This window comes from Citricoccus sp. NR2, from assembly GCF_027594385.1.
In the GTDB taxonomy this organism is placed as follows: Bacteria; Actinomycetota; Actinomycetes; order Actinomycetales; family Micrococcaceae; genus CmP2.
Map to the genome: position 1 here is coordinate 1,497,071 of NZ_CP115154.1, position 24,001 is coordinate 1,521,071.

Consider the following 24,001-nt stretch of genomic DNA (forward strand, 5'->3'; position numbering starts at 1 on the left):
CACCATGTCAGAACACGCGCGGCCGAAAATCGCCGCGGACCTCACCGAACTTGTGGGGCGCACCCCCTTGGTGCAGATTAACCGGGTGGTGCCCGCTGGCGGAGCGCGGGTATTGGCGAAGCTCGAATCACAGAATCCCGCGGCCAACGTGAAGGACCGCACCGCGCTCTCGATCATCGAGGCGGCAGAGGCGGATGGGCGTTTGCAACCCGGCGGCACCATCCTTGAGGCATCGAGCGGCAACACCGGCATCGCACTCGCCTGGATCGGTGCTGTGAAAGGCTACCGGGTGATCATCGTGATGCCCGACGATGTCTCGCTCGAACGGCGCACCCTACTGAAGGCTCTCGGCGCCGAGCTGGTGCTGACGCCGGGCCACACGGCGATGGCTGGCGCCAACGAGGAGGCCGGCCGCATTCTCGACACGTTGCCCGGAGCGTTCTTGTCGGGGCAGGGCGGCAACGACGCGAATCCCGAGGTGCACGAGCGCACCACGGGCCCGGAGATCTGGCACGATACGGACGGCCAGGTCGACATCTTCGTCGCCACCGTAGGCACGGGCGGTACCCTGACGGGCACGGGCCGGTACCTGAAGTCGCAGAACCCCGACGTGCAGGTGGTCGCGGTTGAACCCGCAGAGGCACCGGTGTTAGCGGGCGGCGAATTCCAGCCCCACAAGATCCAGGGCATCATCGGCGGCAATGGTTTCCCGCCGGTGCTCGAGATCGAGATCGCCGATGAGATCATCGGCGTGCAGCAAGATCACGCGCTCGAGGTGGCCCGCGAGGCTCTCGCAACAGAGGGCCTGATCGTCGGGGTTTCCTCGGGCGCGGCGCTTGCCGCGGCTCGCGAGCTGGCGGCCCGCCCCGAAAACGCGAACAAGACCATTGTGACGGTGCTTCCGGACACCGGCGAACGCTATCTCTCATCGGAACTGTTCGACCACGCGCGCTGACTCCGCGCTCACATCGCCGATTGCTTCACGTCGTAGTATTCGAAGGGACCAGATAGCGCAGGAAGGATCGAACCGACGTGGATACTCAGAACCAGTGGCGGCCCCTCATCTCCGTTTTCGCCAATGCAGACTCCCGTCGTGCGGCGGCAGAAATCATGCTTGGTGCGACTGTCGAGTCTGCGATCGCTGACCTCTCGCCGTCGAAGCGGCGAAAAGTGACCAAAGCGCTGGTAAACAGCGGCATGGTGGAACTGGAAACACAGGCCTTCGTGCCGGATGTCTTCCGAAAAGTTCTCGAGTCCACGCATGTCCCGACGCGCCAGGGGCGTGAGCGATTCGTAGACGGGAAGCGGATTCTGCAGTACCCCGCGAACCTCGAAGAACGAGGTGAATTGCTGGCCTGGGTGGCGAGCGAGGTATTCACTGCGGACGAGGTCCTGACCGAACGTCAAGTCAACGACAGGCTCCGTCCTTTCTCACAGGATGTTGCCGTACTGCGCCGCTACCTCGTCGATTACGAATTGGTCGAGCGTCGATCCGATGGGACTGAATATGCGCTGACTGGGCGCGGGCCCGCGTCAATGCAATCGTGAGCCGCTGGGGCTGACAACGTTCCGAACGAGATCGGGACGATGAATCAGCCTGCGTAGGCGCCCGTCATGAGCACGGCCCCGCCGTCGACGCCCTTGGCGCCCTGCACGTAGTCCACACTGCTGGTCGGTGCGGTGGCGGCGTCGGTCTCGGAGACGGTGCCCAAATGCCAGGAGTCCACCCCGCGGGCGTTCAGCCAGCGCAGGGTCTCCTCGGCTGCTTCGGCGTCCACGACGGCGATCATGCCGACACCCAGGTTCAGGGTGCGCTCCAGATCGGGCTGGGGCACCTGTCCCAGTTCGGCAAGCACGGAGAACACTGGGGGCAGCGACCAGGTGGTGCGGTCCACGGTGGCCATCAGACCCTGAGGCAGGACGCGGGCCAGGTTGGCCGCCAGCCCGCCGCCGGTGACGTGGGAGAAGGCGTGCATGGCGGGTTCGCCGGAGGCGGTGGTGACCGCGGCGGAGGCGCCGGTGCGGGCGTCGCCGTTGAGGTGACGGGTGAGCTCCAGGCAGTCGCTGGAGTAGATGCGGGTGGGGACGAGCAGTTCCTCGCCTAGGGTGCGGCCGAACTCGGGGACCTGGCGGTCCAGCGCCCAGTCGCGTTCGACGATGATGCGACGCACCAGGGAGTAGCCGTTGGAGTGGATGCCGGAGGAGGCCATGGCAATGACCGCGTCGCCGGCGCGCACTCGCTCCGGGCCCAGCACCTCGGAGGCTTCGACCGCGCCGGTGGCGGCTCCGGCGACGTCGTATTCGTGCTCACCCAGCAGGCCGGGGTGTTCGGCGGTCTCCCCGCCCACCAGGGCGGTACCGGCCAGGCGGCAGCCCTCGGCGATGCCGCGGACGATGTCGGCGATGCGCTCGGGAACGACCTTCCCGCAGGCGATGTAATCGGTCATGAACAGCGGCTCGGCGCCGATGACGACGATGTCGTCGACGACCATGCCCACCAGGTCCTGGCCGATGGTGTCGTGGATGTCGAGTGCCTGCGCGATGGCGACCTTGGTGCCCACCCCGTCGGTGGAGGTGGCCAGCAGCGGCTGGGTGTAGCGGGTCAGTGCAGAGGCATCCCACATGCCGGCGAAGCCGCCGAAGCCGCCTACGACGGATGCGGAGTGCGTGGCCTTCACGGCCTCTTTCATCAGCTCGACGGCCTTGTCGCCGGCTTCGACGTCGACTCCGGCGCCGGCGTAGGTGATGGGGGCGGAATCTGGCTGCTGCGTCATGATGTGCCTCGGTTTCTGCGTCTGCGTCAGCGGGGTCGTGTCAGTGTTCTCGGAAGGGCTCAGGACTCTTGGTCGCCGGCGACGAATTCCAGGTATTCCTCGGTGACGTCGCCGGTCACGTACTCTCCGGTGAAGCAGGACATCTCCAGGCCGTCCCAGTCGGTGTCGGCCATGATGGCCTCGGCCATGTCCTCCACGCCCAGGTAGACGAGGTGGTCGCAACCGAGGATCTTGCGGACGTCCTCCACGCTGCGGTTATGGGCCACGAGTTCTTCGGCGTTGGGCATGTTGATTCCGTAGACGTGTGGGTAGCGGACCGGGGGAGCGGCGGAGGCGAAGGTGACCTTCACCGCGCCTGCTTCGTAGGCCATCTCCACGATCTGTTTGGAGGTGGTGCCGCGGACGATGGAGTCGTCGATGATCAGCACCTTCTTGCCCTCGAACTCGGAGCGCATGGCGTTGAGTTTCTGTCGCACCGACTTCTGGCGGACCTCTTGGCCGGGCATGATGAAGGTGCGGCCGACGTAGCGGTTCTTGTAGAAACCTTCGCGGTACTCCTTGCCCAGGGTGTGGGCTACCTGCAGGGCGGCGGGTCGAGCAGAATCGGGGATGGGCATGACCACGTCGAAATCGTCGTCGGGAACGTGCTGGCGCACGGTCTGGGCGAGTTTCTCGCCCATGCGCAGCCGGGCCTCGTAGACGGAGATGCCGTTCATCACCGAGTCGGGGCGGGCCAGGTAGACGTACTCGAAGGCGCAGGGAACCAGGGAGGTGTCGGTGGCGCACTGCTGGGACTGCATGCGTCCGGCCTCGTCGATGAAGACTGCTTCGCCGGGGGCGATCTCGCGGACGACCTCGTAGCCGCCGGCCTCCAGTACCAGGGACTCGGAGGCGACCACCCATTCTTGCTCGGGCAGTTCGTCGGAGAGCCCGTGGGTCTCGCGATAGGTGCGGGCTGCTTCGGCGATCTCCTCGGTGACCTGACGGCGGCCGAGCACCAGCGGGCGGATGCCCAGCGGGTCGCGGAAGGCGAGCAGGCCGTGGCCGGCGATCAGCGCAATGACACCGTAGGCGCCGCGGATCCGGGAGTGGACTTTGGTGACGGCCTCGAAGATGGCGTCGGCGTCGAGGTGACGGTTGCCCACGTTGTCCTGCAGAGAGGACGCCAGCACGTTGAGCAGCAGCTCAGTGTCGGACGAAGAGTTCAGATGGCGGAAATCACGCTCGCGCATCTGCTGGGTCAGCTCGCGGGTGTTGGTGAGATTGCCGTTGTGCACCAGCACGATGCCGTAGGGGGCGTTCACATAGAACGGCTGCGCCTCGTCCAGGTTGGTGGCGTGGCCTTTGGTGGCGTAGCGGACGTGGCCGAGGCCGATGTTTCCCAGCAGTTCGCGCATGTCACGGGTGCGGTAGGCTTCGCGGACCTGACCGGACTTCTTGGACTGGTGCAGGGTGCGCCCATCCGCCGTCGCGATGCCGGTGGAGTCCTGGCCGCGGTGCTGGACCAGGAGCAGAGAGTCGTAAACCTGCTGGTTTACGGGACCGGCCGAGACATGGCCAACGATTCCACACACGTGAGTGGCTCCTTGTGATGCTGTGGGTGCTGGTGGTTGCTGAAGTGCTGTTGATGCTGCCGGACCACACGAACATAGGGTCCGACTCCCTATGTTACTGCTCTGCGTCGCGCTCTCGGGACTGACGTCGCAGCTCGTCGAGATCGGTGCTGCCGAGGGCGAAATCGGCGTTGTCGTAGTCGGTGGTGGGTTCGGCGTAGACGGTGCGGGCGCGTTTCTTTGAACGGCGATCGACCAACAGCCAGGCCAGCGCACTCAGGGCGAGACCGGGTACCGCGAGGGTGACCATGAAGAAGCCCAGTGCGGACTCTTCCACGAAGTCCGGGTTAGGCTCTTGGGTGCCGTTGAGGATCAGTGCCGCGATGACCCCGAGCAGGGCGCCGCCGATGAGGAAGACGCTGAGACGCGGGGCCCGACGCAGCACCAGCTGCGTGGGATCCGAGGGGGTGGGGGACTCTGGCTGACCGGGGTCGTCCGGGGTGCTTGAAGCAGAACGCGACATAGTGCCCCCAGTCTAGCCAGAGTTCACCGGTGCGTCAGACGCGCGTCTGGTCGGCGTCGTCTTCGGTGCCCTCGTCGCCGGCCGGCTGCGCGGCCAGGGCGGGGCGCTCAGCCTTGCCGGAGGAGGGCCGGTACATGACCTGTTCGCCGAGAGCGCGCAGGATGCGGAAGGCGAAGAAGCCACAGTTCGCGTAGCTGAGCACGATGCCGGAGCCGGCCTGGGCCAGTAGGTCGGGGCCGGAACCTCGCGCTCGCCGATGAGATCGTGCACGAGGCGGGTGGCTGTGCTGTCTGTATTGCAGGTGTTCTCGGTGTTTTCGGGCGCACTGAAGGAAGGCAGGGTGCTGGAGGACATGGGGTGAGAATCCTGTGCAGGATGGTGAATCGGGGTCGACGATCAGCCCGCAGTATGCCGGGCGGACGTCAGGCGGGGACCAGAAATCAGAAAGCCCAGAGAGGTGCCAGAGGTGTCAGTGGCGGACGGTGCGCGCGGTGCGGGGCAGGGCACGTAAGCGGCCAACGATCTGGCCGCCACCGAAGGCCGGTGGGGCGAGGACGTCGGTCAGGGCGGGGGAATCCAGCTGGTGAGCCACGGGGGTGGGATGCTCAGCCAACAGGGCTAGGGTGATTGGCATTCGGGCGCGGTCGGCGCCGTCGGCGATCTTGAGGGCCACAGCGGTGCCGTCGGCCAGGGCGAGTGCTTGGATGCCCTCGAATCCGTCTTTGGCGACCGCGCCGTCGAGGGTGCGCATCACGGTGGTGACATCGCGGCCCTCGCCGGCCACCAGCTCGGGGTGGGCGCGCATCGCTGCGGCAACCCGGCCCTCGGGGGTGTCGGCGTCGGCGGCGGCTAGTCGGGCGAAGCCGCGGGCCAGCGCCGGCAGGGTCAGGGCGTGCACGGGGGTGCCGCAGCCATCGGTGCTGATGTGCGCGGGAGTTTCACCGGTGAGTTCGATGACCGTGTCGGTGAGTAGTCGGTATACCGGGTGATTCTGGCTTAGATAGCCCTCCACGGGCCAGCCGTGCAGGCGGCACAGGGCGACCAGGGCGCTGTGTTTGCCGGAGCAGTTCTGCGCCAGCTGGGTGGGACCGTGTCCGGCGGCCAACCAGGCGGCGCGCTCTGCAGTACCGTAGGGCAGGTCGATGGAGTTGCCCAGGTGCTCGGGGCCCAGCCCGGCGGTAGCGAGGGTGGAGAGAGCGACCCGCTGGTGTTCCTCAGACCCGGAGTGGCTGGCCGCGGTCAGAGCGATCTGTTCGTCGGTGAGGTCCAGCCCGGCCCGCAACATCCCGACCGCGAACAACGGCTTCAGGGCCGACCGCGGATAGAACGGGGTTTCGGCGTCGCCGTAGACGGTCGCCGAGTCTCCGGAGAGCACCACCGCGGATCCATAGTGCAGGGATTCCACCCGTTCGCCGCGGGTCTGGGCGGCCAGGGGGACGTGGTGGGGTAGTGCGGTCACGAGGTGCTCCTGTTGCTGGCGGCGACGGCGTTTTGAACGGTGTCGAGGTGGGCGCGCATGGCGGTGCCGGCAGCGGCGGCGTCCTTGGACTCGATGGCAGCGAGGATGGCGTGATGTTCCTGGTTGGAGGGATCTCGGCGCCCGCTCACCCGGTTCACGGTTCCCGACTGGCGGCTCATCGCCTCGCGGATATCGGTGACAACCCGGTCAAACACCGAGTTGCTGCTGGCGGCGGCGATGGCGGCGTGGAAAGCAGCGTCGAGTTCCACCCAGGTGGCGGCGTCGTCTTCCTGTTCCATCTGCTCGACGAGTCCGGCCAGCCGCTCCAGGTCGTAGTGGGTGCGCCGGACGGCGGCCAGCTCGGCAGCCGGGATCTCGATGTGGGGACGGGCCTCGTGCAGGTCTTCCGAGGAGTAGCCGCCCAGCATCAGCGTGCGGGTGGGGCGGTGAGACACCACGAACGTGCCGCGCCCGGTTTCGGTGCGGGTCAGGCCCATAGCGGCGCAGGAGCGCAACGCCTCACGGACCACCGAGCGCGAGACGCCGTAGTCCGAGGCAAGGCTGGCTTCGGAGCCCAGCTTGGCGCCGAGGGGAATTTCCTGGGCTTCAATGGACGAGCGCAAGGCATGGAAGACCGCTTCGGACGCGCTGGTGCGCACGATCGGTTGCTGTCCAGGTGTCCAGCTGTCTGACAGGTTCATGGACATGAGCGTGCAATGTGATGCAGGCTACGTCAAGCGCGGTTCAGAACAGGGGTAGGCGCTCGCTGAGATCCGCACGGAGCCCTGAGGCGGCGACGGCGCCGGAAGCGAGCGCGTCATCCCAGGTCAGGGTGCCCAGACACAGCGCCATCCAGGTGAACGGATCGGTCTCGATGACATTCGGCGGAGTGCCGCGGGTGTGGTCGGGACCCTGGATGCACTGGGTGACGCCGAAGGGTGGCACCCGGACCTCCACCGAGCGTCCGGGGGACAGGGCGGCGAGTTCCTCCAGGCTGAAGCGCACCGCGGTGCCGCGCACGGAGCGGGACAGTGCGGACGGGTCCTCGGCGTCGCGCCAGGCCTGGACGGCGGCCCGGCCCTCGACGGGGTCGATACGGCGCCGCGCCATCAGTCGAGCACCTCGAGCACGTCGTGGCCCAGCTGGATCCGGCCCACGGGTTTCCCGCCACCGAGCACCTGCGGCACTACGGTCTCCAGCACGGGGGTGATGGCGTCCAGCGGCACCGCTTCCGGGGCGAATTGAGAGAGCAGTACCAGCCCGACGAGCCCGCCGGCCCGGTGCGACCCGTCCTGGGCTTTCACCGCCACGGTGGTGCCGTCGGGGGCGGCGAGCACGCGGACCCCCTCGGCTCCGAGCTTGGAGAGCACGCCGAGCTCGCGCAGGATCACGGTGTCGGAGCTGGTGGGGCCGTGCACCGCCCAGGGGTGCTCGAGCATGGCGGTGGCTACCTGAGCGGCGGGCAGCTCTGCGGTGCGCCGGTGCGGGGCGGACGCCACCTGTCCGATGCCGCGGGCCAGCCCGGTCAGCGAGAGTATCGGGGCCGGGGCGCCACAGCCATCCACGCCGTGATGGGTGATCGTCTCATCGCAGTACTGCTCGATTACCGAGAACACCTCGCGCTGCACCGGGTGTTCCGGGTCGAGGTAGGTCTCGGTGGGATGCCCGGCGGCGCGGGCGGCGGAGAGGAACCCGGAGTGTTTGCCCGAGCAGTTGAACGCCGAGGGCGTCTTGGTCAGCCGCACCGGGGCGCTGACGGCGGCCAGCCGGGCCACCTCGCCGGAGTCAGCGGGATAGGCCTCCGGGCACTGCAGGTCGTCCTCGCTCAAACCGGCGTCGTCGAGAATGCGGGCGGCGACCTGCTGGTGGGCCTCGGTGCCGCGGTGCGAGCCACAGGCCAGGGCCAGCTGCTCGTCACGTAACGGTGCACCCACCCGCAGCGAAGCGATCGCCTGCAGGGGTTTCAGCGAGGAACGCGGATAAATAACGTCCTCCGGCGTGCCAAGAGTGCAGAGCACGCTACCGTCGGGGCCCACCACCACGGCGGAGCCCTGCGAGGAAGACTCGACGACGTCGTTGCGCACCACGTTGATGAGTTGGGCGGTCATCGCCGGCCTCCCCGGCCCGAGCGCCGGCGGCGCAATAATACGGTGACGATGCTGCCAGCGATGACGCCCACGGTGAGCGAGATGGTGGCCTGGGGAATGTCACCCCGGCCGAATCCGGCCATCCGGAAGCCGTACCAGACGATCAGGGTGCAGGTGAAGCTGACGATCACCCACATATAGGTGACCTGCAGCCACCCTGGAATCAGCGGCGACGACGAGGGCGAGCGCCCGTATTGATGTCCGAAGGGATGATCGTCACGAGACCGGTCGGATTCATGCATACCGCCAGAATAGTGCACAGCCAGTAGGCTTGACCCCGTGAAGATTCTTGTGCTCGGCTCCGGCGGCCGCGAACACGCCATTATTCGTGCCCTCATGAACGACCCCGCGGTGGAGGAAATCCATGCCGCCCCGGGTAATGCGGGAATCGGAGGGGATGTGCCCGTGCACGCCGTCTCCGAAACCGACCCCGACGCGGTCGTGCAACTGACACAGCAGCTGGCGGCGGATCTGGTGGTGGTGGGCCCCGAGGCGCCGCTGGCTGCCGGGGTCACCGACGCCCTGCGCGCCGTTGGGATCGCCACGTTCGGCCCCTCTCAGCAGGCCGCCCGCCTGGAGTCCTCCAAGGCCTTCGCCAAGGAGATCATGAGCGACGCCGGCGTGCCCACCGCCTCCGCCCGCGTGGCCACCACCGCGGAGGAAGCCGCAGCTGCGTTGGACGAATTCGGCGCACCCTATGTGGTCAAGGACGACGGATTGGCCGCAGGCAAGGGTGTCGTGGTCACCGAGGACCGTGCGGAAGCCCTGGCCCACGCGCAGAGCTGCTTCGACGGCGGCTCGCAGGTGGTCATCGAGGAGTTCCTCGACGGACCCGAGGTCTCCCTGTTCGTCATCGCCGACGGCACCGACGCCGTAGCGCTGCAACCGGCCCAGGATTTTAAACGCATCTTCGACGGCGACGTCGGCCCCAACACCGGAGGCATGGGCGCCTACACCCCGCTGGACTGGCTGCCCGACGGCTTCGTCGACGAGGTGCTCGACACCGTGGCCCGGCCGGTGCTGGAGCAGATGGTCCAGCGCGGCACCCCCTTCAACGGCGTGCTCTACTGTGGGCTGGCCGTGACCGCCCGCGGGGTGCGCGTGATCGAATTCAACACTCGCTTCGGTGATCCCGAGACCCAAGCCGTCCTCGCCCAGTTGCGCTCGCCGCTAGGGCAGCTGCTGCACGCCGCCGCCACCTCCGAACTGAATGGGTACCCGGCGCTGGAGTGGGAGCCCGGCTACGCCGTCGACGTCGTGGTGGCTGCCGCCGGTTATCCGGGCACCCCGCGCAAGGGTGACGAGATCACTGGGCTCGACGAGGTGCAGGCCCCCGTGCTGCATGCTGGCACCGTGCTCGGAGAACACGGGACGTATCTGTCCGCCGGTGGCCGACTCCTCGCCGTGGTCGGCCAGGGCGAGACCCTCGCCGCAGCGCGCGAACAGGCCTACGCCGGGGTGGCCACCCTGAGCCTCGACGGCGGCCAGTGGCGCACCGACATCGGGTTGAAGGCCGAACGCGGCGACATCCAGATTCCGGGGGAAGAGCAGGCATGATCGAGATTCCCGGCTGGCGGCACATCTACTCCGGCAAGGTGCGTGACCTCTACGAACCCGCCGATTCCGAGCCCGGGGCCTCCACCACCGTGATGGTCGTGGCCTCCGACCGTATCTCCGCTTACGATTTTGCGCTGTCTCCCGCCATCCCCGACAAGGGCGCGGTGCTCACTCAGCTCTCGCTGTGGTGGTTCGAGCAGCTGGCTCAGCCCGACCCGGAGAACCCGGACGAGGAGCACATTCCGAATCACGTGGTCTCCCTGGACGTGCCCGAGCAGGTGCGCGGCCGGGCGATGATCGTGCGCCGGTTGCAGATGTACCCGGTGGAGTGCATCGCCCGCGGCTACCTCACCGGCTCCGGGCTGGCCGAATACCGCGAGCACGGCACTGTCACCGGCATTCCGCTGCCTCAGGGCCTCACCGACGGCTCCCGGCTGGAGGAGGCGATCTTCACTCCGTCCGCTAAAGCAGAGGTGGGCGAGCACGACGAGAACATCACCTTCGAGGAGATGGCCTCCCGGATCGGGCAGATCCCGGCGGAGCGACTGCGCCGGATGACGCTGCAGATCTACCGCCGCGCCGAACGCGCTGCTCGCGAGGCCGGCATCATCCTCGCCGATACCAAGGTCGAGTTCGGGGTCGACGTCGTTACCGGATTGATCACCCTGGGTGATGAAGTGCTCACTCCGGATTCTTCGCGGTTCTGGGATGCTGCCGATTATGAGCCGGGCCGCGCCCAGGCCTCGTTTGACAAGCAGTTTGTCCGCGACTGGCTCACCAGCACCGACTGGGACCGCACCTCGCAACCTCCGGAGCTGCCTCAGGAGATCGTGGCGAAGACCCGGGCCCGCTATGTGGAGGCATTTGAGCGGCTCACCGGCCGCGAATTCACCTGTGGATAAGCTGCAACGTTACCGCAACGTTGCGCCCAGTACCGTCGTGACATTCCACCAGGAGGTCACTGATGACATCACCCGTACTGGGCACCGTCTCCACCATGGGCGACGCGCAGCTCACCACCACCCGCATGCTTGCTCACGCTGCCCGCAGCTTCGGCGATCAGGACGTCGTGCACCGCACCCTCGACGGCCAGTGGCACACCACCAACTACGCCGACACCTGGGCGCGGGTGCGACGACTGGCGACCGGCCTCAGCGGCCTGGGCATCGGTGCTGGCACCCACGTGGGTCTGCTGATGTGGAACGATCTGCGCCACTTCGAGTCCTACTTCGCCGTGCCCGCACTCGCCGCGACCATGGTGCAGCTGAACCTGCGCCTGTCGCCCACCGACCTCAGCTACGTCATCGAGCACTCCGGGGTCAGCCACATCATCGTCGATGAGTCCCTGCGCTCGGTCATGGAAGACGTCCAGGACCGGGTTTCGGTCACCTGGATCATCGCCAGCGACGACGTCGACGACGCCCGCGATGGCGAACTGCACTACGAGGCGCTGCTGGCCAGCGAAGACGAAGCAGAACGCTTCCAGCTGCCCGAGGTGGATGAGCGCACCGCTTCCGGCGCCTGCTTCACCACCGGCACCACCGGCCGGCCCAAGGGCGTGTTCTTCTCGCACCGCTCCACCTGGCTGCACGCCTCCGCGGTGGCGATGAACATCGGCATCACCGTGCAAGACACCATCATGTTCCTCACCCCGATGTTCCACGTGCAGTGCTGGGGGCTGCCCTACACTGCCGTGCTGGTGGGTGCTCGCTCGGTGCTTCCCGGCCGGTTCGCCGCGACCGAGATGGAGATGCTCACCTCGGCCATGATGGATCACGGGATCACCGTGGCCCCGGCCGCGCCGGCCATCCTGATGCCGATGCTGCAGCACCTGGAAGGGGTGGCCAAGAATGGCTCCGCTCCCGATTTCTCCAGGATGCGCCTGATCTGCGGAGCCTCCGAACCACCACTGTCCATGATGCGGGGGTTCTATGAGCTCACCGGGGCCGAGGTGGTGCACGCCTACGGCGCCACCGAAACCTCCCCGGTCGCTTCCACCAACCGGCTGCGGCCCGGCTTGGGCCTCACCGAGGACGAGGCCTGGGAGCTGCGCCGGTCTCAGGGGTACGTGGTCCCCGGCGTCGACGTGAAGATCGTGGACCCGGCCGGTGAACCACTACCGCACGATGGCAAGTCCGTGGGCGAAATCATGCTGCGCGGTCCCTGGATCACCGCGGAGTACTACCAGAACCCGGAGGCCAGCGAGGCCGGCTTCGACGCCGAGGGTTACTGGCGTTCCGGCGACGTGGGATTCATCGACTCCCGCGGCTACCTCAAGGTCACCGACCGGCTCAAAGACGTGATCAAGTCCGGCGGCGAGTGGATCTCCTCCATCGATATGGAGAACCTCATCGTCAGCCTGCCCGGGGTTGCTGAAGCAGCGGTCTTCGGCATCCCCCACCCGACATGGGAAGAACGGCCGCTGGCGCTCGTCGTCACTCAGGAGGGGGACTCTGTGAGTGACGACGACGTCCGCGGTGTCTTACGCGGCGCCTTCGCCGACTGGCAGTTGCCCGACGAAGTGCTGTTCGTGGATACCATTGCCCGCACCTCGGTGGGCAAGCTCAACAAGAAGGGGCTGCGAGAGCAGTACCGGGACCAGTACCAGAGCTGATTCTGATTCAGTGCTGAGACTGCTCCCAAGCCCGGTGCAGTTCGGCGAACCGGCCGCCCTCGGCCAGCAGCTGTGCCGGGCTGCCATCCTCGACGATCCGGCCGTCGTCAATCACGAGCACCCGGTCGGCGGTGAGCACGGTGGAGAGCCGGTGGGCGATGATCAGCGCGGTGCGCGAACCCAGCAGCTGCTCCATGCCCGCCTGCACCGCCCGCTCGCTGGGCAGGTCCAGGGAGGCGGTGGCCTCGTCGAGAATGAGCACCGCCGGATCGGCCAGGAACGCGCGGGCGAAGGAAATCAGCTGCCGTTGCCCGGCGGAGACACCGCGGGCGGAGATGTCGGTGTCGTAGCCCAGTTCCGAGAGAAACTCGTGCGCGCCGACGGCGCGAGCAGCCGCCTCGATATCCTCCCGAGAGGCCCCCGGACGGCCGATCTCGATGTTCTCGGCAGCGGAACCGGAGAACAGGAACGCCTCCTGGGTCACCATCACCACTGCTTCGCGTAACTGCTCGTGGGAGATGTCGCGCAGCGCGACACCGTCGAGGGTGAGGCTGCCGGCGCTGACGTCGTAGAAGCGGGCGATCAGTTTCGCCAGCGTGGATTTTCCGGCACCCGTGGGTCCCACCACGGCCACTGTCTGCCCGGCCGGGATATCCAGGTCGAATCGAGGCAGCACCGTACGGTCGGTGTAGCCGAACTCGGCGTCGGTGAAACGGAGATGCCCCTGTGCTTCCACCGGGGTGGGGTGCTCCGGATACTGCACGGTGGGGGTCTCCTCGAGCACCCCGGAGACCTTCTCGAGCGCGGCCGAGGCGGACTGGAAGGAGGAGTAGAACATGGCGACCTGCTCCATGGGCTGGAACACCCGCTTGCCAGCCAACAGCAGCGCCACCAGCACACCGATCTCCAGATCCCCGGCCACCACCCGGAACCCGCCGAAGAGCAGCAGAGCCACCACCGTGGCGTTGCCGATGAGCACCATGGTGGGCTGCAACACCCCGAACAGGCGCAGTGATTCCACCGTGTCATCGCGGTACTGTTCGGCCAGTTCCTCGTAACGGTCATCGTTGGCGCGGGCCCGACGGTAGGCCTGCACGGCGCGGATGCCGGTCATCGTCTCCACGAAGTGCACAATTGCCCGTGCCGAGGAGACCCGGGTGGCCCGGTAGACCACCTCGGAGCGTACCTGGTACCAGCGCACCAGCAGCGCCACCGGGATGAAAGCCCCGGCCAGCACCAGCCCCGACCACGGGTCGAGCAGAATAATGGAGGCCGCGGTGAAGCTCATGAAAATGAGGCCCGAAACAAGTGCGGCCACGCCCTGGTCGAGCAGCTCGCGTAGCGAGTCCAGATCGGAGGTTTGCCGTGAGATCACCTTTCCCGAGGTGTAGCGCTCGTGGAACTCCAGGGAGAGAACTTGGGTGTGTTTGAACACCTGCACCCGCAGGGCCAGCAACATCGCTTGCGAGACTTTGGCGGTCAGCCACAGGTAGAGACTCAGCCCCACGCCGGCCACTGCCCCGGTGAGCGCGTAGGCGCCGCCGATCCCCAGTGCGGTGGGCACCGCGGAACCGTCGTTGGCTTCTATTCCGCGTTGCAGGGCGGGCAGCCCGGCGTCGATGGACCAGGCGATGAGCAGCGGGAACGCGGCCCGGGCGGCATTGGCGATCACGACGAGGACGACGACGACCCACAGCTTCCAGGCCACCGGCCGGGCCAGCGCGCCGAGTAGCCGCAGGGAGCGGCGCCGCACATGTTTGCGGCCCTCACGCGAGAGGTGGAGCTCTTCTTCTCCGCTGGTTCCGATCACAGCAGCTCCCGGTAGATCTCGGAGCGCATCTCATCCGGTGCGCCCACTTCCACGATGCGACCCTCGTGCAGCACCGCCACTCGGTCGGCCAAGGCCACGGTGGAGCGGCGGTGGGCCACAATCAACACGGTGGTGTCGGCGAGCACTTCGCGCAGCCGGGCGGTGATCAGCTCCTCGGTGTGCACATCCACCGCCGAAAGCGGGTCGTCAAGCACCAGAATGTCGGGTCGGGCGGCAATCGCGCGGGCCAGGCTGAGACGCTGCCGTTGCCCGCCGGAGAGGCTCAGCCCCTGCTCACCGATCTGAGTCTCAACGCCTTCGGGCAGGTCGTAGACGAAATCTGCGTGGGCGGTGTGCAGTGCGGTGTGCAGCATCTCCTCGTCGGCGGCGAGTAGCACGTTGTTGCGCACCGTGTCCGAAAACAAGGTCGGCTCCTCCAGCGCGATGGCCACCCGGGTGCGCAGCGTGTCCAGGCTCATCTCGCGCACGTCCACCCCGTCCACGAGCACCTGGCCGCCAGTGACGTCGTAGAGTCGAGGGGCCAGATGCGCCAGGGTGGATTTCCCGGAACCGGTCACACCCACCAGCGCCATGGTTTCGCCGGGGCGGACCTCCAGGTTCACGCTGAACAGGGCGGGTATGTGCCCGGCGTCGTCGGGTTCGGCGTCGGCGTAGTGGAATTCGGCACCCCGGAACTCGAGGCTGCCGCGTCGTGGTGGGATCTGGGGCTGTGAGGGTTCGACGACGGCGGGCTGATCCATCACCTCGATGTGCCGGTCGATAGCGGTCTTGGCGGACAACGCCATACCCATCAGCTGGCCCACCGATTCCACGGGCCCGGCCAGCACCATGGCGGTGGCGAAGAACGCGGCCAGCGCGCCCACGGTGAGCGAGCCGTCTGCGGTGAGGTACAGGCCGAGAGCGAGGCTGATGCCGAGCACGATCTCCGGCAGGGCCACCACCAGACCGATGAATCGGGAGAGCACGGTGGCTTTGTGTACTTCGGTGCCGCGCAGTGTGTCGGCCTGGCTGCGGAACCCGTCGAGCGCCTCACCACTGCGCCCGAACGCTTTGAGCACCCGGATCCCGTGCACGGATTCTTCCACCGTGGTGGCGAGGTCGCCCGCCTGGTCCTGGGAAAGCCGTGAGGCGGCTCGGAAGTCGAGGCGGAACCCGAAGGAGCGCCACATGATCGGCACCGCGCCTAACAGGTACACGAGCGCGAGCTGCCAGGACAGCGAGAACATCAGCCCCATGCCCACCAGGATGGTGATCACCGAGACAATGAACATGATGGTGCCGAACGCGATCCACCGGCGCAGCAGGTTCAGATCGGACACGGCCCGGGAAAGCAGCTGTCCGGAGGGCCAGGTGTCGTGGAAAGACAGCGGCATCCGCTGCAGTTTCCGGTACAGCGCCACCCGGGCGCGGGTTTCGACCCCGGCGGCCGGTGGCAGTACGAAGAATCGGCGGGCGTAGATGAGTCCGGCCTCGGCCACACCCAGCACGGCCATAACGAGTGCGGCGGTCCACACCTGGGCGGAGCCGGCGTGCACGATGGAGTTCACGAGATGCTGGATGACCTGGGGGATCACTAGGGCCACGAGCGAGGCGGCCAGGGCGGCGGTCAGGCCCAGCGCCCAGCGCCAGCGCACCCCGTCGAGGTAGGGGCTGAGCCGGGCGATGGCCTGCCAGATGCTGCGTTCGGGGCTCTTCGCGGTCTTCTCGGTCATCGTGGCATCAGGTCGATGACGACGGCTTCCGGCCGGCAGGCGATCCGGAGCGGCGCCGCCGGAGCTGCGCCGATCCCGGCCGAGACATTGAAGGGGGTGTCGTCCCACCAGTGCAGCCCGGAGGCGTAGCGGGTGGGCAGGTCACAGTTGGTGACCAATGCCCCGTAGAAGGGTAGACAGATCTGGCCGCCGTGGGTGTGCCCGGCCAGCATCAGATCGGCGCCATCGTCGCGCATCGCATCCAGCACTCGCCGGTAGGGGGCGTGGGTGACACCCAACCGCAGGGCGGGAGAGTGTGCCGCAGCAAAGCCGGGCCAGCGGTCGAGATCCAGGTGCGGGTCGTCGGTGCCGGCGAAGTCGATTGCGGTGCCACTGAGGTTCACCCGGGCGGTGGTGTTGGTGAGGTTGAGCCAGCCGGACTGCTCGAATGCTGCGAACAACTGGTCGCTGGGTAGACGGCGCCGGGCGAGCGCCTCGCGTTCTTCGCGATCGAAGTCGGCGGAGGAGGGGCCGGCGAAGTACTTGAACGGGTTGATCAGTGGTTTGGGCGCGTAGTAGTCGTTGGAGCCGGGCACGAAGATCCCGGGGCGGGCAAGCAGTGGTTCCATGGCCTCGAGCAGCAACGGGATGGATGCGGCGGAACCGATGTTGTCACCGGTGTTCACCACCAGGTCGGGCTGCAATGCGGCGTCGAGTTCGCGCAACCAGTGCAGTTTGAGCGTGTCTCGCGGCATCAGGTGGATGTCGGAGAGGTGGAGCACCCGCACCGGTGCAGCCCCGGCGGGTAGCAAGGGCAGCGTTTCCCGCCGCACCACGAAGCGGCGCGTCTCGTACACGCCGTAGGCCACCGTGGCGGCGGCCAGGGCGGCTACGGTGAGCGCTCCGGTGATGAGCGGGCGCCGAATCACCGCGAGCGGGGGTTGCCTGTGCCGGTGTCAGGCAGGGTGTTGGTCTCGTACTGGTCGGCCACCTGGCTCATGTAGTCCACCCACATCGGACCCGCAATAAGCGAGCCCCACACGTCGTCATAGGTGACCCCGCCGATGGTGCGACCGGTGAGCGCCTGCAGGTTGCGGTAGTTCCCGACCCAGGAGGCGGTGGTGAGCTGTGAGGTGTAGCCGATGAACCAGGTGGAGGACTCGAAGTTGTTGGTACCGGTCTTGCCGGCGATGTCGTAGTTGATGGAGCCCAGGGCGATGCGCTCGTCCGCGATGGCCTTGAGGGTGTGGTTGAGCTCGGAGATGTCCTCGGAGTTCAGTGCGTTCGAGTTGCACTGCACCGGAGGCACCTCATAACTGTTGCCGCTGCCATCGGTGACCTCGGCGATCGCCCGCGGTTCGCAGTAGGTGCCGCCGGAGCCCAGGGTCGAGTAGGCCGACGCCATCGTCATCGGTGAGACTTCCTCCGCGCCGAGCAGGAACGACGGTCGCTGTGGACTCAGCGGCTCGCCGTCGTCGGCACGCTCGATACCAGCGGCGGTGGTGATGTCGGTGATGGCGCAGAGGTCCGTGGCATACGCCGTGGCGACGGTGGCGGTGTTGATGGACCAGAACAGCCCGTAGTCCACCCGCATGCGCTGCTTCATATCGGCGATGGCGTTGTTCACTTCCCACCCGTCGCCGTCCGTGTTGACCAGGGTCGCGCCACCGGGGCGGCAGTAGGCGGGGAACGCGGTGCCGTTGGCGTAGAAGTCGCGGGAGGCATCGACCTGGTCGCGCATCGACTTGCCGGAGCCGAGCCAGGCGAGGGCCACAAAAGGCTTCAGCGTCGAACCGGCTTGGAAGCCGTTGCCGCCACCCCACTGCTTGTCGACGTTGAAGTTCAGCGTCGTGTTGCCGTTGCCTTCGGCGGAACTGTAGGCGGTGTTCTGTGCCATGGCCCGAATGTTGCCCGAGTTCTGCTCCACGGTGATCAGCGCGGCGCCGATGTCGTCGCTCTCTTCGCGCGGCACCGACTGGTTGGCCTGCTCGGCGGCCACGCGCTGCAGATCCAGATCCAGGGTGGTCTTGATGGTCAGGCCACCGCGATCGAGGAGGCGCTGACGGGCGTCGGCATCGGGGCCGAAGGCCGGATCGGCCAGAATCTGGCGCTGCACGTAGTCGCAGAAGTATCCCGAACCAGCCACGGCCGAGGCACAGCCCGAGCGGACCGGGGTCTCATCGGTCACGATTTCAGAAGCGACCGCTTCCTCGTACTCTTCCTGCGTGATCTTGTCGTTGTTGAGCATCGTGTAGAGCACGGTGTCGCGACGGGATTTGGCCGCCTCGGGATTGTTGAGGGGGTTCAGGGCGTTGGGCGACTGCACCATGCCGGCCAGCAGGGCCGACTCAGGGATGTTCAGATCCGCGGCGTTCTTGTTGAAGAAGTAGCGAGATGCGGCTTCCACCCCATAGACACGACCGGAGAACAGGACGATGTTGAGGTATCCCTCGAGGATCTCGTCCTTGGTCATTTCCTTCTCGATGGCCACGGCGAGCTTCATCTCGCGCAACTTGTCCGGCACGGTCTTCTGTCCCGACACCGTGGTGCGCAGATCATTGAGGTTCTGGTAGTTCACCAGCACGTTGTTCACGTACTGCTGAGTCAGGGTTGATGCACCCTGCTGAGTGCTGGTGGTGAGGTTGTTGACGATCGCACGGGCCAGGCCCTGGCCGTCCACACCGCCGTGCTCATAGAAGCGCTCGTCCTCGACGGAGATGATGGCGTCCTGCATGTGCTGGGAGATCTCGTCGAGGCTGACCGGGGTGCGGTCCTCAGCGTAGAACGTGGCCAGAACGGTGCCGTCGGCGGCCTCGACGGTCGAGGGTAGCGAGAGTGGCTCCTCCTGCAACTCCGCAGGAAGGTTGTCGAGCAGTTCACTGCCGGTGTTTGCGGCGGCGCCGCCCACCATGCCCAACGGCAGCATGAGCCCGGCAGCCAATGCGCCGCACAGGGCCGCGATTCCGAAGAACGCCACGACCTTGCCCAAAGTCGTGGCGGTGTCAAAGAAGGGTGAGCGGGATGAAGCCATGGCCACCATTGTACGGTCCGAACCTGAGCTCTGAATTTCATCAGAATCTGTGGTCGATTCTGACACGAGATGATCTGTTCCAGGACCGGACGTGCGGATAGGGTGGAGCCATGAGTGCACCACAAAAATGGGAATACGCCACGGTTCCCCTTCTGATCCATGCCACCAAGCAGATTCTCGACCAGTGGGGCGATGAGGGCTTCGAGCTTGTCACCGTGATCCCGGGTCCCGACGGGTCCAACCCGGTGGCCTACATGAAGCGACCGAAGCAGGAGTCATGACCGAGACAAATCATCCCGAAGAACAGCTGAAGCAGCTCGGCGTTGAGCTGCCTGCCGTCGCCGCCCCCGTGGCCGCCTATGTTCCGGCCGTCACCCAGGGAACCTTGGTGTACACCTCGGGTCAGTTGCCGTTTGTCGACGGCGCACTGCCGGCCACCGGCAAGGTGGGCGCGGAGGTCTCGCCGGAGCAGGCCAAGGAGCTGGCTGCCCGGTGCGCCGTCAATGCGCTGGCCGCGGTGAAGTCCGTGATCGGTGACCTCGCCCGGGTGACCCGGGTGGTCAAGGTCGTCGGTTTCGTTTCGTCCGACCCGAGCTTCACCGGTCAGCCGCAGGTCATCAACGGGGCCTCCGAACTGCTCGGCGAGGTCTTCGGCGAGGCCGGCGTGCACGCGCGCTCTGCCGTAGGTGTTGCCGTGCTGCCGCTGGATTCCCCAGTGGAAGTCGAGATCGTCGTCGAATACGCCTGACCGTCGAAATCTTAAACCCGTCTAAACGAAGCGGGGTCCGCACCAGTTCATCTGGTGCGGACCCCGCTTCGTTGTAGCTGAGTTGTTGCTCGCTGATCAGCCGGCGCGCTGGCGCATGCGCTGCAGGTCAAGCACGACCACGGCGCGGTTCTCCAGGCGCAACCAACCGCGCTGCACGAACTCGGCCAGGGCTTTGTTCACGGTCTCGCGCGAAGCGCCGACCAGCTGGGCCAGCTCTTCTTGGGTGAGGTCGTGGGCCACCAGCAGGCCGTCGGCAGCCGGACGGCCGAAGCGGTCGGCCAGATCCAGGATGGCCTTGGCCACGCGGCCCGGCACGTCCGAGAACACCAGGTCGGCCAGCGACTCGTTGGTCTTGGACAGACGGCGCGCCAGAGCGCCCAGCAACTGCATGGAGACCTCGGGGGTGGACTGGATGACCTTGCGCAGGTTCTCGTGACGCAGACCGGCCAGTCGAGTAGCGGAGACGGCGGTGGCCGTGGCGGTACGAGGCGCCGGGTTGAAGAGGGCCATCTCGCCGAACACCTCGCCGGGGCCGAGAATGGCCAGCAGGTTCTCTCGGCCGTCCGCGGCGGTGCGTCCCAGTTTGATCTTGCCCGACAGGATGACGTACAGCTGATCGCCGTCGTCGCCTTCGTGGAAGGCGGAAGCGCCGCGCGACAGCTCGACCTCGGTGAGCTCCGCGGTCAGTGCTGTGAAAACGTCGTCGTCAAGATGGGTGAACAACGGCGCGGTGCGCAGAACGTCCAAATCCATGGTAGGGGTCCTCTCAAATCTCGGCCGTGCTCTCCACGGCTGGTGACATCCCTAACATACTGTCTTATTTTCGCCCGGGACGTCCACCGCACAGGCCATTGGTGCCTGGGTTCACATTGAACACCCAGACTCGATCTGCGTGGCTCCACGAGTCCATTCAGGTTGAAACGATAGCCTCGTACGGTGGCGGTGCGCTAGAAGGAGCCCGGAAGAGCCAGGGAAAGGAGACCGGATGGATGTGTTCGGACTGACCCTGCTCGACCTCGTGATGTTGCTCGCTCTCCTCGTCTTCTTCATTCACGGTTACCGTCGTGGCCTTTGGATCACCGCCGGACGGATGATCGGCTTCGTTGTGGGCGGAATTTCTGCCTTCTTTATGGTGCCGTGGATCATGACCTTGGTGCCCTCTCCCGGATGGCGACTGGCCGCCGTGTGGGCTTCGGTGCTGATGTTGGTCACTCTGGGCTGGTTTATCGGCGGTGGCCTGGGACGCGCGGTGCGGTTGCGGGTGAACCAGCCGGCGCTGCGGGTGATCGACAAAGTGCTCGGTGCCGGCATCAATACCGCCATCGCCGCGGTGATGATCTCGATGGTCTCCTATTCGCTGGCCCAGCTCGGCGTGCCCGCGATGACCACCGCCATCAAGCAGTCCAAAGTCATCAGCACCGTGAATTCGCTGACCCCGGAAGCCACACAGGGGTTCTTCACGCAGTTGCGCTCAGAACTACTGAACGCTCATATGGTTCCGGAGCTAGCCCTGCCGGTGCAGGCGCCGCCGACCCCGGCCGAGCCCACCACCGCCCCGCCCAATGCAGAGATTGAGCGGGCCTCGTCCTCGACGGTGCGCATTACCGGCACCGCCTATGAGTGCGGTCAGAGCCAGACCGGGTCCGGGTTCGCCGTCGAGACGAATCGCGTGGTGACCAACGCGCACGTGGTGGCCGGGGTGACCGAGCCGCTGGTGGAGTCCCTGGACGGGGAGATCTACGTGGGCGAAGTAGTGCACTTCGATCCCAGTCGCGACCTCGCGGTGATTGCTTTTGACGGTGACATCGAGGCCCTCGACACCGGAGAACGCCTGGCCGAAGACGACGATGCCTATGTGCTCGGCTACCCGGCCGGCGGACCGTTCCGTATTGCGCCAGCCTCAGTGCAGGCGGTGGGGGAGGTGTCGATCAACACCATCTACGGTCAGGACGCGGAGCTGACCGACATCTACCAGCTCAACGCCGACGTGAAACAGGGCAACTCGGGTGGCCCACTCGTCGACGAGCAGGGTGACGTGGTGGGCGTGGTGTTTGCCAAAGCCGCCTCCGACATCACGGTTGGTTACGCGATCACCGGTGAGGAAGCCGGGGACGTGCTGACCGATGCTGGCTCCTACACCGGCGCGGTCTCTACCGGCCAGTGCGTAGGCTAGATATACTGCTGAGGCCTGACCGTGTGGCAAACCTCACAAGTGGTTCGCAGAGGGTTGGGCTTTCATCACACCCGAAGCGGTAGGAGCACACCATGGCTGAACCAGCCATTTCATCCTCAGCGCAGATCAGCCCGGGACGTGTCCAGCGCGAGCAGTTCGCTGGCCGCTGGATCTTCATTATGGCGGCCATTGGCTCCGCCGTGGGCCTGGGTAATATCTGGCGCTTCCCCTACATCGCCTACGAGAACGGTGGCGGCGCCTTCGTCATCCCGTATCTGGTGGCGCTACTGTCGGCGGGTATCCCGCTGCTGTTCTTCGACTACGCCATCGGCCACCGTTTCCGCGGTTCACCACCGTTGGCGTTCCGTCGCCTGCACAAATCCACGGAGGCGCTCGGCTGGTTCCAGGTGATGGTCTGCGTGATCATCGGTATCTACTACGCTGCGATCATTGGTTGGGCGATCTCCTACACCTGGTTCTCGGTCTCCGAGGCGTGGGGCGACGACCCGAACGGCTTCTTCTTCGGTCAGTACCTGAACATGGCTGAGGACGTGACTCCGACCCTGCAGATCGTGCCCGGCGTGTTCTGGCCGATGCTCGCCGTCTGGATCCTGTTGCTGATCATCCTCGGTATGGGCGTGCGCCGCGGCATCGCGATGGCTTCCATCATTGGTATCCCGGTTCTGGTGGTCATGTTCCTGGTGCTGGTCGTCATCGCGTTGACCCTCGACGGGGCAGCCAGTGGCCTGGAAGCCCTGTTCACCCCGAACTGGGAGGCCCTGACGCATCCGGGCGTGTGGGTGGCTGCCTATGGGCAGATCTTCTTCTCGCTGTCCGTGGGCTTCGGCATCATGATCACCTACTCGTCTTACCTGAAGCGTCGCACGAACCTCACCGGCTCCGGCCTGGTGGTCGGGTTCTCGAACTCCGGTTTCGAAGTGCTGGCCGGTATCGGCGTGTTCTCGGCGCTGGGCTTCATGGCCCAAGCCTCCGGTGTGGGTATCACCGACGTCGTCGACGCGGGTATTGGTCTGGCTTTCATCGCGTTCCCGGCGCTGATCTCCGAGGCTCCGGGTGGGCTCGGGCCGCTCATCGGGGTGCTCTTCTTCGGCTCCCTGGTCTTCGCCGGGTTCACCTCCTTGGTCTCGATCCTCGAAGTCGTGATCTCCGCGGTGAAGGACAAGACCGGGCTCTCGCGCTGGACCGTGGTGCTCACCGTGGGCACCGCCTGCGCTATCGCCTCGCTGCTGCTGCTGGGCACCACCACCGGCCTGCCGATGCTCGACACCACCGACGCGTTCACCAACAACGTCGGCATTGTCGGCGGCGCGCTGGTCTCGGTGATCATCGTCGCCTGGATCGTGCGACGGCTGCGCCCCATGGTCGACCACCTCAACGCGGTGTCATCCTTCCGGCTGGGCCCGGTGTACAAGGTGCTCATCGCCGTGGTCATGCCGGTGGTGCTGGGCTACATGGTCATCGCCTACCTGATCGAGCGCGTTCAAGAGGGCTACGGTGGTTACCCGGACTGGTATGTGAACACGTTCGGCTGGGGCATGATGGCCATGCTGCTCGTGGTCGCCGTCGTGCTGTCGTTCGTGCCGTGGGCCCGTCATTCGGCGCTACATGTGGAAGACAATCCCAACCTGACCGATGACGAGGACGAAGCGTCCGAACTGGAAGGAGCTCAGCGATGAGTGCGATTTCGATCGGCATGATGATCATCATGCTGGGGACCATTTGGGGCGGCCTGGTGGTCGCCATGATCCACCTACTGCGCCACCCCGACGAAACCTCCGGCACCGACGGTGAACGCCGGGCTGCTGCGGCTCAGGCGGCTGAGCAGTAAACACCAACAGTAAACCAGTAAGGGGCGGGC

At 66.3% G+C, this 24,001-nt stretch carries 24 protein-coding genes; 10 read left to right on the forward strand and 14 right to left on the reverse strand.

The features are described from left to right. The first annotated feature begins 4 nt into the window (after positions 1-4). Both cysK and O1A05_RS07035 read left to right on the forward strand, forming a co-directional pair. Complete coding sequence (gene cysK, locus O1A05_RS07030) at positions 5-955, forward strand: cysteine synthase A (RefSeq protein ID WP_270107319.1); 951 nt, start codon at positions 5-7, stop codon at positions 953-955. 77 nt (positions 956-1,032) lie between these two features. Next, positions 1,033-1,548 (forward strand): DUF2087 domain-containing protein, encoded by a 516-nt coding sequence (locus tag O1A05_RS07035; protein WP_270107320.1) that lies wholly within the window; start codon positions 1,033-1,035, stop codon positions 1,546-1,548. Between the two features lie 44 nt (positions 1,549-1,592). On the opposite strand, the gene purM is transcribed toward O1A05_RS07035, so the two are convergent. The 9 genes from purM to O1A05_RS07080 all read right to left on the reverse strand — a co-directional run bounded on the left by purM (position 1,593) and on the right by O1A05_RS07080 (position 8,698). Continuing rightward, complete coding sequence (gene purM, locus O1A05_RS07040; protein ID WP_270107321.1) at positions 1,593-2,774, reverse strand: phosphoribosylformylglycinamidine cyclo-ligase; 1,182 nt, start codon at positions 2,772-2,774, stop codon at positions 1,593-1,595. Positions 2,775-2,833: 59 nt separating this feature from the next. Beyond that, positions 2,834-4,348, reverse strand: a complete 1,515-nt coding sequence (gene purF / locus O1A05_RS07045; protein WP_270107322.1) for an amidophosphoribosyltransferase — start codon at positions 4,346-4,348, stop codon at positions 2,834-2,836. A gap of 94 nt (positions 4,349-4,442) precedes the next feature. Next, the gene (locus tag O1A05_RS07050; RefSeq protein ID WP_270107323.1) at positions 4,443-4,850 is read right to left on the reverse strand and encodes a hypothetical protein; all 408 of its coding nucleotides are present in this window, start codon (positions 4,848-4,850) and stop codon (positions 4,443-4,445) included. 34 nt (positions 4,851-4,884) lie between these two features. Next, entirely contained in the window at positions 4,885-5,052 is a 168-nt protein-coding gene (locus O1A05_RS07055) for a hypothetical protein (protein WP_270107324.1), read from the reverse strand. A gap of 267 nt (positions 5,053-5,319) precedes the next feature. Beyond that, complete coding sequence (locus O1A05_RS07060) at positions 5,320-6,309, reverse strand: asparaginase (RefSeq protein WP_270107325.1); 990 nt, start codon at positions 6,307-6,309, stop codon at positions 5,320-5,322. Further along, on the reverse strand, positions 6,306-7,010 hold the full coding sequence (locus O1A05_RS07065) for a FadR/GntR family transcriptional regulator (RefSeq protein WP_270107326.1): 705 nt from the start codon (positions 7,008-7,010) through the stop codon (positions 6,306-6,308). The genes O1A05_RS07060 and O1A05_RS07065 overlap by 4 nt, the downstream gene beginning before the upstream one ends. 43 nt (positions 7,011-7,053) lie before the next feature. Further along, complete coding sequence (locus O1A05_RS07070; protein WP_270107327.1) at positions 7,054-7,419, reverse strand: sterol carrier family protein; 366 nt, start codon at positions 7,417-7,419, stop codon at positions 7,054-7,056. Further along, complete coding sequence (locus O1A05_RS07075; RefSeq protein ID WP_270107328.1) at positions 7,419-8,417, reverse strand: asparaginase; 999 nt, start codon at positions 8,415-8,417, stop codon at positions 7,419-7,421. The genes O1A05_RS07070 and O1A05_RS07075 overlap by 1 nt, the downstream gene beginning before the upstream one ends. Continuing rightward, positions 8,414-8,698, reverse strand: a complete 285-nt coding sequence (locus tag O1A05_RS07080; protein WP_270107329.1) for a hypothetical protein — start codon at positions 8,696-8,698, stop codon at positions 8,414-8,416. Before O1A05_RS07080 ends, O1A05_RS07075 begins: the two co-directional genes overlap by 4 nt. A 37-nt stretch (positions 8,699-8,735) precedes the next feature. Here O1A05_RS07080 and purD point away from each other — a divergent pair, with 37 nt between their 5' ends. The 3 genes from purD (at position 8,736) to O1A05_RS07095 (ending at position 12,627) form a co-directional block, all read left to right on the forward strand. Continuing rightward, a complete protein-coding gene (gene purD, locus O1A05_RS07085) occupies positions 8,736-10,013 on the forward strand; it encodes a phosphoribosylamine--glycine ligase (RefSeq protein ID WP_270107330.1) in 1,278 nt (425 codons plus the stop codon). Then, positions 10,010-10,915, forward strand: a complete 906-nt coding sequence (locus tag O1A05_RS07090; RefSeq protein ID WP_270107331.1) for a phosphoribosylaminoimidazolesuccinocarboxamide synthase — start codon at positions 10,010-10,012, stop codon at positions 10,913-10,915. The genes purD and O1A05_RS07090 overlap by 4 nt, the downstream gene beginning before the upstream one ends. A gap of 62 nt (positions 10,916-10,977) precedes the next feature. After that, on the forward strand, positions 10,978-12,627 hold the full coding sequence (locus O1A05_RS07095) for a long-chain-fatty-acid--CoA ligase (protein ID WP_270107332.1): 1,650 nt from the start codon (positions 10,978-10,980) through the stop codon (positions 12,625-12,627). 7 nt (positions 12,628-12,634) lie between these two features. Here the strand turns inward: O1A05_RS07095 and O1A05_RS07100 are convergent, their stop codons facing one another. The 4 genes from O1A05_RS07100 to O1A05_RS07115 are packed head-to-tail and all read right to left on the reverse strand — an operon-like array spanning position 12,635 to position 19,180. After that, positions 12,635-14,437, reverse strand: coding sequence for an ABC transporter ATP-binding protein (locus tag O1A05_RS07100; protein WP_270107333.1), 1,803 nt, complete (start codon positions 14,435-14,437; stop codon positions 12,635-12,637). Next, positions 14,434-16,170, reverse strand: coding sequence for an ABC transporter ATP-binding protein (locus O1A05_RS07105; RefSeq protein ID WP_270107334.1), 1,737 nt, complete (start codon positions 16,168-16,170; stop codon positions 14,434-14,436). The genes O1A05_RS07100 and O1A05_RS07105 overlap by 4 nt, the downstream gene beginning before the upstream one ends. Then, positions 16,167-17,078, reverse strand: coding sequence for a metallophosphoesterase (locus O1A05_RS07110; RefSeq protein ID WP_270107335.1), 912 nt, complete (start codon positions 17,076-17,078; stop codon positions 16,167-16,169). The genes O1A05_RS07105 and O1A05_RS07110 overlap by 4 nt, the downstream gene beginning before the upstream one ends. Continuing rightward, positions 17,075-19,180, reverse strand: a complete 2,106-nt coding sequence (locus O1A05_RS07115; RefSeq protein ID WP_270107336.1) for a transglycosylase domain-containing protein — start codon at positions 19,178-19,180, stop codon at positions 17,075-17,077. The genes O1A05_RS07110 and O1A05_RS07115 overlap by 4 nt, the downstream gene beginning before the upstream one ends. A gap of 110 nt (positions 19,181-19,290) precedes the next feature. Between O1A05_RS07115 and O1A05_RS07120 the strand changes: the two genes are divergently transcribed. Together O1A05_RS07120 and O1A05_RS07125 are read left to right on the forward strand one after the other, a co-directional pair. Beyond that, positions 19,291-19,461: a hypothetical protein gene (locus O1A05_RS07120; protein ID WP_270107337.1), complete on the forward strand. Its 171-nt coding sequence runs from the start codon at positions 19,291-19,293 to the stop codon at positions 19,459-19,461. Further along, the gene (locus O1A05_RS07125) at positions 19,458-19,928 is read left to right on the forward strand and encodes a RidA family protein (protein ID WP_270107338.1); all 471 of its coding nucleotides are present in this window, start codon (positions 19,458-19,460) and stop codon (positions 19,926-19,928) included. The genes O1A05_RS07120 and O1A05_RS07125 overlap by 4 nt, the downstream gene beginning before the upstream one ends. A 96-nt stretch (positions 19,929-20,024) precedes the next feature. Here the strand turns inward: O1A05_RS07125 and O1A05_RS07130 are convergent, their stop codons facing one another. After that, the gene (locus tag O1A05_RS07130) at positions 20,025-20,702 is read right to left on the reverse strand and encodes a Crp/Fnr family transcriptional regulator (RefSeq protein ID WP_270107339.1); all 678 of its coding nucleotides are present in this window, start codon (positions 20,700-20,702) and stop codon (positions 20,025-20,027) included. 232 nt (positions 20,703-20,934) lie between these two features. Here O1A05_RS07130 and O1A05_RS07135 point away from each other — a divergent pair, with 232 nt between their 5' ends. The 3 genes from O1A05_RS07135 to O1A05_RS07145 all read left to right on the forward strand — a co-directional run bounded on the left by O1A05_RS07135 (position 20,935) and on the right by O1A05_RS07145 (position 23,971). Further along, a complete protein-coding gene (locus tag O1A05_RS07135; protein WP_270107340.1) occupies positions 20,935-22,122 on the forward strand; it encodes a MarP family serine protease in 1,188 nt (395 codons plus the stop codon). 92 nt (positions 22,123-22,214) lie between these two features. Then, positions 22,215-23,819: a sodium-dependent transporter gene (locus O1A05_RS07140; protein ID WP_270107341.1), complete on the forward strand. Its 1,605-nt coding sequence runs from the start codon at positions 22,215-22,217 to the stop codon at positions 23,817-23,819. Beyond that, positions 23,816-23,971, forward strand: a complete 156-nt coding sequence (locus O1A05_RS07145; protein WP_270107342.1) for a methionine/alanine import family NSS transporter small subunit — start codon at positions 23,816-23,818, stop codon at positions 23,969-23,971. The genes O1A05_RS07140 and O1A05_RS07145 overlap by 4 nt, the downstream gene beginning before the upstream one ends. Positions 23,972-24,001 lie beyond the last annotated feature (30 nt).

What these genes read in the sequence shown, in the direction of transcription:
- O1A05_RS07120 (WP_270107337.1), top strand. Translation starts at nt 19,291, where the DNA reads ATGAGTGCACCACAAAAATGGGAATACGCCACGGTTCCCCTTCTGATC.
- O1A05_RS07125 (WP_270107338.1), top strand. Translation starts at nt 19,458, where the DNA reads ATGACCGAGACAAATCATCCCGAAGAACAGCTGAAGCAGCTCGGCGTT.
- O1A05_RS07135 (WP_270107340.1), top strand. Translation starts at nt 20,935, where the DNA reads ATGGATGTGTTCGGACTGACCCTGCTCGACCTCGTGATGTTGCTCGCT.
- O1A05_RS07065 (WP_270107326.1), bottom strand. Translation starts at nt 7,010, where the DNA reads ATGAACCTGTCAGACAGCTGGACACCTGGACAGCAACCGATCGTGCGC.
- O1A05_RS07075 (WP_270107328.1), bottom strand. Translation starts at nt 8,417, where the DNA reads ATGACCGCCCAACTCATCAACGTGGTGCGCAACGACGTCGTCGAGTCT.
- O1A05_RS07105 (WP_270107334.1), bottom strand. Translation starts at nt 16,170, where the DNA reads ATGACCGAGAAGACCGCGAAGAGCCCCGAACGCAGCATCTGGCAGGCC.
- O1A05_RS07090 (WP_270107331.1), top strand. Translation starts at nt 10,010, where the DNA reads ATGATCGAGATTCCCGGCTGGCGGCACATCTACTCCGGCAAGGTGCGT.
- O1A05_RS07145 (WP_270107342.1), top strand. Translation starts at nt 23,816, where the DNA reads ATGAGTGCGATTTCGATCGGCATGATGATCATCATGCTGGGGACCATT.
- O1A05_RS07070 (WP_270107327.1), bottom strand. Translation starts at nt 7,419, where the DNA reads ATGGCGCGGCGCCGTATCGACCCCGTCGAGGGCCGGGCCGCCGTCCAG.
- O1A05_RS07140 (WP_270107341.1), top strand. Translation starts at nt 22,215, where the DNA reads ATGGCTGAACCAGCCATTTCATCCTCAGCGCAGATCAGCCCGGGACGT.
- O1A05_RS07050 (WP_270107323.1), bottom strand. Translation starts at nt 4,850, where the DNA reads ATGTCGCGTTCTGCTTCAAGCACCCCGGACGACCCCGGTCAGCCAGAG.
- O1A05_RS07080 (WP_270107329.1), bottom strand. Translation starts at nt 8,698, where the DNA reads ATGCATGAATCCGACCGGTCTCGTGACGATCATCCCTTCGGACATCAA.
- cysK (WP_270107319.1), top strand. Translation starts at nt 5, where the DNA reads ATGTCAGAACACGCGCGGCCGAAAATCGCCGCGGACCTCACCGAACTT.
- O1A05_RS07130 (WP_270107339.1), bottom strand. Translation starts at nt 20,702, where the DNA reads ATGGATTTGGACGTTCTGCGCACCGCGCCGTTGTTCACCCATCTTGAC.
- O1A05_RS07095 (WP_270107332.1), top strand. Translation starts at nt 10,978, where the DNA reads ATGACATCACCCGTACTGGGCACCGTCTCCACCATGGGCGACGCGCAG.
- purM (WP_270107321.1), bottom strand. Translation starts at nt 2,774, where the DNA reads ATGACGCAGCAGCCAGATTCCGCCCCCATCACCTACGCCGGCGCCGGA.
- O1A05_RS07115 (WP_270107336.1), bottom strand. Translation starts at nt 19,180, where the DNA reads ATGGCTTCATCCCGCTCACCCTTCTTTGACACCGCCACGACTTTGGGC.